This is a genomic window from Citrobacter sp. T1.2D-1 (genome assembly GCF_950098555.1).
Taxonomy (GTDB): Bacteria; Pseudomonadota; Gammaproteobacteria; order Enterobacterales; family Enterobacteriaceae; genus Citrobacter_A; species Citrobacter_A telavivensis.
In genome coordinates, this window is the sequence record NZ_CATNHH010000056.1 from 277168 (window position 1) to 283899 (window position 6732).

The 6732-nt window shown below is 52.5% G+C and carries 9 protein-coding genes; 1 reads left to right on the plus strand and 8 read right to left on the minus strand.

What is annotated here, in order from left to right; genetic code table 11:
* Window positions 1-114: 114 nt before the first annotated feature.
* The 8 genes from tolA to cydA form a co-directional block, all read right to left on the minus strand.
* The gene (tolA, locus tag QQZ17_RS22465) at window positions 115-1317 is read right to left on the minus strand and encodes a cell envelope integrity protein TolA (RefSeq protein ID WP_152405411.1); all 1203 of its coding nucleotides are present in this window, start codon (window positions 1315-1317) and stop codon (window positions 115-117) included.
* Between the two features lie 62 nt (window positions 1318-1379).
* Entirely contained in the window at window positions 1380-1808 is a 429-nt protein-coding gene (gene tolR, locus QQZ17_RS22470) for a colicin uptake protein TolR (protein WP_046477596.1), read from the minus strand.
* A 3-nt stretch (window positions 1809-1811) separates the two neighbouring features.
* Window positions 1812-2504 carry a Tol-Pal system protein TolQ gene (gene tolQ / locus QQZ17_RS22475; protein WP_152405412.1) on the minus strand — a complete coding sequence of 231 codons (693 nt, stop codon included), beginning with the start codon at window positions 2502-2504 and terminating at the stop codon, window positions 1812-1814.
* Window positions 2501-2905: a tol-pal system-associated acyl-CoA thioesterase gene (ybgC, locus tag QQZ17_RS22480; protein ID WP_152405413.1), complete on the minus strand. Its 405-nt coding sequence runs from the start codon at window positions 2903-2905 to the stop codon at window positions 2501-2503. The genes tolQ and ybgC overlap by 4 nt, the downstream gene beginning before the upstream one ends.
* 207 nt (window positions 2906-3112) lie before the next feature.
* On the minus strand, window positions 3113-3406 hold the full coding sequence (ybgE, locus tag QQZ17_RS22485) for a cyd operon protein YbgE (protein WP_152405414.1): 294 nt from the start codon (window positions 3404-3406) through the stop codon (window positions 3113-3115).
* Window positions 3406-3519 carry a cytochrome bd-I oxidase subunit CydX gene (gene cydX, locus QQZ17_RS22490; protein ID WP_042320599.1) on the minus strand — a complete coding sequence of 38 codons (114 nt, stop codon included), beginning with the start codon at window positions 3517-3519 and terminating at the stop codon, window positions 3406-3408. Before cydX ends, ybgE begins: the two co-directional genes overlap by 1 nt.
* Window positions 3520-3534: 15 nt before the next feature.
* Window positions 3535-4674 carry a cytochrome d ubiquinol oxidase subunit II gene (cydB, locus tag QQZ17_RS22495; RefSeq protein ID WP_152405415.1) on the minus strand — a complete coding sequence of 380 codons (1140 nt, stop codon included), beginning with the start codon at window positions 4672-4674 and terminating at the stop codon, window positions 3535-3537.
* A gap of 15 nt (window positions 4675-4689) precedes the next feature.
* Entirely contained in the window at window positions 4690-6258 is a 1569-nt protein-coding gene (cydA, locus tag QQZ17_RS22500; RefSeq protein WP_152406371.1) for a cytochrome ubiquinol oxidase subunit I, read from the minus strand.
* 402 nt (window positions 6259-6660) lie between these two features.
* Between cydA and QQZ17_RS22505 the strand changes: the two genes are divergently transcribed.
* Window positions 6661-6732, plus strand: a 72-nt coding sequence (locus QQZ17_RS22505) for an IS1 family transposase (protein ID WP_001568368.1), incomplete at its 3' end; no start/stop codon positions are given.

Here is a 6732-nt window from a genome sequence, read left to right on the forward strand (position 1 = left end):
GGCGATCAGCCCACGATAATTTAGCAGAATGTTAACAAACTCAAATACACAAAACTACCAGAACCCAGCGACTACCGCAGATTGTTTTCCCCGCCATGACGGGGAAAGTTTAGCTTACGGTTTAAAGTCCAGAGGTGCGTTTTTAAACACTTCATATACCGCCTGGCTCGGTGGTTTTGGAATCTTCGCTTGTCGGGCTGCAGCAAGCGCTGCCTGACAAAGCGCGGGATCGCCACCTTCAGACTGGATATCGAGCAGCATACCGTCAGAAGCCAGTTTTATCCGCAGCGTACAGGTTTTACCTGCATAAGACGATGCGTCGTAGAACTTGCTCTCAATGGCTGATTTAATCTGCCCGGCATAGTTGCTGATATCTGCGCCTGATGCGCCATTATTTTTAGTATTACCACTCCCCGCAGGAGAAGCGTTGTTCCCTTTTGCTCCACCGCCGGTTTTCGGCGCATTCTTACCGGAGCTGAGATCGCCAAGCAGATCGTCAACGCCAGATGCCGCAGCCGCTTTTTCCGCCGCTGCCTTTTTGGCCGCTGCGGCTTTTTCTGCTGCTGCTTTCTTATCGGCAGCGGCTTTCTCGGCTGCAGCTTTTTTATCAGCGGCAGCCTTTTCCGCAGCCGCTTTTTTCTCAGCGGCGGCTTTTTCGGCTGCTGCTGCTTTCTTCGCAGCGTCCGCCTGAGCCTGCTTAGCGGCCTCTGCCTCGGCTTTCTTCTTCGCGTCAGCGGCAGCCTTAGCCGCTTCTGCTTCCGCTTTCTTCTTCGCATCAGCAGCGGCTTTTGCTGCTTCTGCTTCGGCTTTCTTCTGTGCATCCGCCGCCGCTTTCTTGGCGGCTTCGGCAGCTTCTTTCACCTGCGCGTCAGCTTTCGCTTTGGCATCCGCTGCGGCTTTCTGCGCCGCTTCTTCTGCCTGTTTCTGCTGTTCCTGCGCTTTCTTCGCGTCAGCTTCAGCCTGCTTCTGCTGTTCCTGAGCCGCTAAACGTTCTTTCTCAATCTGCTTAAGCCGTTCCTGTTCGGCAGCCTGCTTCTCACGAAGCTCTTCCGCCTGCTGCTGCTCCAGTTTTTCACGTTGCTCTTTGGCACGCTGCGCACTTGACTGTTGCTGCTGCTGACGTTCGTACTGCTGAACCACGGCGCCAGGATCAACCATCACGGCATCGATGGAGGAACCACCGCCGCCGCCGGCTGAAGCCTCTATATGCTCATCGAACGAACTCCAGATCAGGACTGCAAATAGAATGACATGCAGTACCGCTGAAATAATTATCGCCCGTTTGAGCTTGTCGTTTTGTTCGGTTGCCTTTGACACTCTCGGTTCCCAAAAACTGTTCGCCTGTTACACGCTCTCTTTCAAACCAGAGACGCAAATGATCAGATAGGCTGCGTCATTAAGCCAACCGACTTCACACCCGCACTGTGCAACAAGTTCAGCGCTTTAATTATTTCATCGTAAGGCACGTCTTTCGCGCCTCCGATCAAGAAGACCGTTTTCGGATTGGACTCCAGGCGGCTTTTCGCTTCGGCGATCACCTGTTCCGGCGGCAGTTGATCCATACGATCTTTCTCAACCACCACGCTGTACTGCCCCACTCCGGAAACTTCAATAATAACCGGCGGATTGTCGTTACTGCTCACAGCCTGCGACTCGGTCGCATCCGGCAGATCAACTTCCACGCTCTGCGTAATAATCGGCGCTGTCGCCATGAAGATCAGCAGAAGCACCAGCAGGACGTCGAGCAACGGTACGATGTTGATTTCGGACTTGAGTTCGCGACGACCTCGTCCACGCGATCTGGCCATGGTTTACCCCTTGTTACTCTCGGTGCTGGTAAACGCCTGACGGTGCAGAATCGCGGTGAACTCTTCCATAAAGTTGTCGTAATTCAGTTCCAGCTTGTTAACACGCTGATTCAGGCGGTTGTAAGCCATGACCGCCGGGATTGCGGCGAACAGACCGATAGCGGTCGCGATCAGTGCTTCTGCGATACCCGGTGCAACCATTTGCAATGTCGCCTGTTTTACCGCCCCGAGAGCGATAAACGCATGCATGATCCCCCACACGGTACCGAACAGACCGATATACGGGCTGATGGAACCCACGGTGCCGAGGAACGGAATATGCGTTTCCAGCGTTTCAAGTTCACGGTTCATTGAGATCCGCATCGCACGAGATGCACCTTCAACCACCGCTTCTGGCGCATGGTTGTTTGCCCGATGCAGTCGCGCAAACTCTTTGAACCCGCTATAGAAGATTTGTTCCGAACCCGACAGATTATCACGGCGTCCCTGGCTTTCCTGATACAGACGAGACAATTCGATACCGGACCAGAATTTGTCTTCAAACGCTTCGGCTTCACGCGCTGCAGCGTTAAGAATACGGGTCCGCTGGATAATAATGGCCCAGGATGCGATTGAAAAACCAATCAAAATCAACATGATAAGTTTAACCAGAAGGCTTGCCTTCAGGAACAAATCAAGGATATTCATGTCAGTCACTGCTTAAACTCCGCGACAATAGACTTGGGAAGCGCACGAGGCTTCATTTTGAGTGGGTCAACGCAAACAATCAGAACCTCAGCTTCATTGAGCACGGTGTTCTCTGCGTTGACAATGCGTTGCGTGAAAACCAAAGCGGTCCCACGCATTGACGTAATTTCTGTTTGGATTTCGAGCATATCGTCGAGTCGCGCAGGCGCATAATATTCCAGCGTCATTTTACGCACCACGAAAGCAACTCGCTCAGCCAACAGTACCTGCTGGCTGAAGTGATGATGACGCAGCATCTCTGTGCGTGCTCTTTCATAAAAAGCGACGTAACTGGCGTGATAAACCACACCACCGGCGTCGGTGTCTTCGTAGTAGACACGTACCGGCCATCGAAACAGCGTTGTATTCACTTTACATCCCGGTAATGCAATTAAGTTGTGGCCTGCCATTGTTCACGGATGGCGCTGAGCACAATGGCAGGCCACAACCTCAAGTTAGTGCTTTTAAACGTTGCTACTATACGCGCGCGATTGAGGCTTGGGAATGGGAAGAGGTTAAGGGAGAGTAAAAATTTATGGGCTTATGCAAGCCCATAGATCATTAAGGATGTTTCTTATTCAAAAGAAGAAGAAAATCAGACCGACAATAAGCACGATATCGGCGATAAGAGGCGAGAAAATCCCCTGCCAGTGTGTGGCACGAGGACGAAAACCCACGCCATGAATGATGCCCGCACAGACCGCCCACATCAGCAGCAGACCATGCCAGATCTCCAGCCCACTGGTTTTAGCCGCGAAGCGGGAGGGATCCCAAAACATACATCCTGCTAACACTAACGCCATCAGCAAAGAAAGCGCCCGTAACGGGCGCTTGTCCATCGCGTTATATTGCATCGCGATAAGGCTGGTCATCAGTGTTCTTCTTGACCGTCTTTGCTTGCCTCGACGTGCTCAAGGGCCAGCGCGGTGATGATCCCAAATGCACAGGCAAGAAGCGTTCCCAGAATCCAGGCGAAATACCACATAGTTTTGCTCCTTACTTAGTACAGAGAGTGGGTGTTGCTTTCAATATGTTCTTTGGTGATGCGGCCGAACATTTTCCAGTAACACCAGGTGGTGTAGATGAGAATGATCGGTACAAACACCGCAGCAACCCAGGTCATCACATTCAGCGTCAACTGACTGGAGGTCGCATCCCACATGGTCAGGCTCGCGTTCATCATGGTGCTTGAAGGCATCACGAACGGGAACATCGCGATACCGGCAGTCAGAATGATGCAGGCCAGCGTCAGAGAAGAGAACAGGAATGCCCATGCCCCTTTCTCCATACGGGAAGTCAGAATGGTCAGCAGCGGCAGCGCCACACCCAGTGCAGGAACCAGCCACAGGATCGGTGCATTGTTAAAGTTGACCATCCAGGCACCCGCTTCACGCGCGACTTCTTTGGTCAGCGGGTTAGATGCCGCATGATGATCAACCGCAGAGGTCACCACGTAACCGTCGATACCGTACATCACCCAGACACCCGCCAGCGCGAAGCAGACCAGAGTGACCAGCGCTGCAATCTGCGATGTCGCACGGGCACGCAGGTGCAGTTCACCCACGGTACGCATCTGCAGATAGGTCGCGCCCTGAGTAATGATCATTCCTACGCTCACTACGCCTGCCAGCAACCCAAACGGGTTCAGCAGTTGGAAGAAGTTACCGGTGTAGTAAAGACGCAGATACTCATCGATATGGAACGGTACGCCCTGCAACAGGTTGCCAAATGCCACGCCGATCACCAGCGGCGGCACAAAACTCCCCACGAAGATGCCCCAGTCCCACATGTTACGCCAGCGAGTGTCTTCAATCTTGGAGCGGTAATCAAAACCGACCGGACGGAAGAACAAGGACGCCAGCACGAGGATCATCGCCACATAGAATCCGGAGAACGCCGCGGCATAGACCATCGGCCAGGCAGCAAACAGCGCGCCGCCCGCGGTGATAAGCCACACCTGGTTTCCGTCCCAGTGCGGGGCGATGGAGTTAATCATAATTCGACGCTCGGTGTCGTTACGACCGAGGAAACGGGTGAGCATGCCCACCCCCATGTCGAAGCCATCGGTGACCGCAAAACCAATCAGCAGAATGCCAACCAGCAGCCACCAGATAAAACGTAGTACTTCATAATCGATCATTTGACGACTCCTGTCTTAGCGTGCCGGCTGAGTAGTCGCGGTGGACTGCTCAAAGTGATAGCGACCGGTTTTCAGGCTGCTTGGGCCAAGGCGTGCGAACTTGAACATCAGGAACAGTTCAGCCACCAGGAACAGGGTATACAGGCCACAAATCAGGATCATGGAGAACAGCAGGTCACCGACGGTCAGCGACGAGTTCGCCACTGCGGTTGGCAACACTTCACCGATCGCCCACGGCTGACGGCCATACTCGGCGACAAACCAGCCGGCTTCTACAGCAATCCACGGCAGTGGAATACCGTACAGCGCGGCGCGCAGCAGCCATTTTTTCTCACCGATGCGGTTACGAATCACGCTCCAGAAGGAGAGCGCAATGATCGCCAGCAGCAGGAAGCCACATGCCACCATGATACGGAATGCGAAATACAGCGGCGCAACGCGTGGAATCGAATCCTTCGTCGCCTGCTGAATCTGAGCTTCAGTCGCATCAGAGACGTTCGGGGTATAGCGTTTCAGCAGCAGACCATAACCGAGGTCTTTCTTCATGTTGTTGAACTGATCGCGAACCGCCTGGTCGGTCGAACCGGCACGCAGTTGCTCCAGCAGCTCATACGCTTTCATCCCGCTACGGATACGCGCTTCATGCTGCACCATCAGGTCTTTCAGACCGATAACCGGCGTATCAACAGAACGCGTGGCAATAATGCCCAGTGCGTAAGGGATCTGAATCGCCAGTTTGTTTTCTTGCGACTCCTGGTCCGGAATACCGAACAGAGTAAAGGCAGCCGGAGCAGGCTGAGTCTCCCACTCTGCTTCAATTGCCGCGAGTTTGGTTTTCTGCACGTCGCCCATTTCGTAACCGGATTCATCACCCAGAACAATAACAGACAGCACGGCAGCCATACCGAAACTGGCAGCAATAGCGAAAGAGCGTTTTGCAAAAGCAATGTCGCGGCCTTTCAGCAGGTAGTACGCGCTGATACCGAGCACGAACATCGCACCAGTCACATAGCCAGACGCCACGGTGTGCACAAATTTCACCTGAGCGACCGGGTTAAGGACCAGTTCAGAGAAGCTCACCATCTCCATACGCATGGTTTCGAAGTTGAAATCCGATGCGATAGGGTTCTGCATCCAGCCGTTGGCGACCAGGATCCACAACGCTGACAGGTTAGAACCTAAAGCGACCAGCCAGGTGACCGCCATGTGCTGAACTTTGCCCAGACGATCCCAGCCGAAGAAGAACAGACCTACAAAGGTGGATTCGAGGAAGAAGGCCATCAGACCTTCGATCGCCAGCGGCGCACCGAAGATATCCCCAACGTAGTGGGAATAGTAAGACCAGTTTGTCCCGAACTGGAACTCCATGGTCAGCCCGGTTGCCACACCCAGAGCGAAGTTGATACCAAACAACTTGCCCCAGAACTTAGTCATATCTTTATAAATCTGTTTGCCGGAAAGGACGTAGACCGTTTCCATAATGGCCAGCAAGAACGCCATACCGAGCGTCAGTGGCACAAAAAGGAAGTGGTACATCGCGGTCAAGGCAAACTGTAAGCGCGACAGTTCGACTATATCTAACATCATGACTCCTTGCTCATCGCATGAAGACTCCGAGAGTGACCCCGTTAGAAAGGGTCACACGCATGCCCCAATACAAATTTATCTGCACACTCTCACCGTTAACCGTTTTCCTGAAGAAGGAAACAGAAAGTGCGAAAGGTTACAAACATGTTAATAAAAAACTCAAATTGATCCCGCAATTATATTACGCCGCAAAATCCTTACAATAAACAGGTTTTTATTGAGGAAGATTTGCATTTTTCGACAGTGATCAATTTATAGCGAATTTATCACCTTTCCACCAATTTGATCGGCGACAATTTAACGTGTTTCACACGCTTTTACCAACGTTTAAACATTGATTTAAAGGTGATGCTGCCAACTTACTGATTTAGTGTATGATGGTGTTTTTGAGGTGCTCCAGTGGCTTCTGTTTCTATCAGCTGTCCCTCCTGTTCAGCTACTGACGGGGTGGTGCGTAACGGCAAAAGCACT

Excerpts from the sequence above, each read along its gene's own strand:
- tolR (WP_046477596.1), bottom strand. The coding sequence starts at position 1,808 with ATGGCCAGATCGCGTGGACGAGGTCGTCGCGAACTCAAGTCCGAAATC.
- ybgE (WP_152405414.1), bottom strand. The coding sequence starts at position 3,406 with ATGACCAGCCTTATCGCGATGCAATATAACGCGATGGACAAGCGCCCG.
- cydX (WP_042320599.1), bottom strand. The coding sequence starts at position 3,519 with ATGTGGTATTTCGCCTGGATTCTGGGAACGCTTCTTGCCTGTGCATTT.
- cydB (WP_152405415.1), bottom strand. The coding sequence starts at position 4,674 with ATGATCGATTATGAAGTACTACGTTTTATCTGGTGGCTGCTGGTTGGC.
- cydA (WP_152406371.1), bottom strand. The coding sequence starts at position 6,258 with ATGTTAGATATAGTCGAACTGTCGCGCTTACAGTTTGCCTTGACCGCG.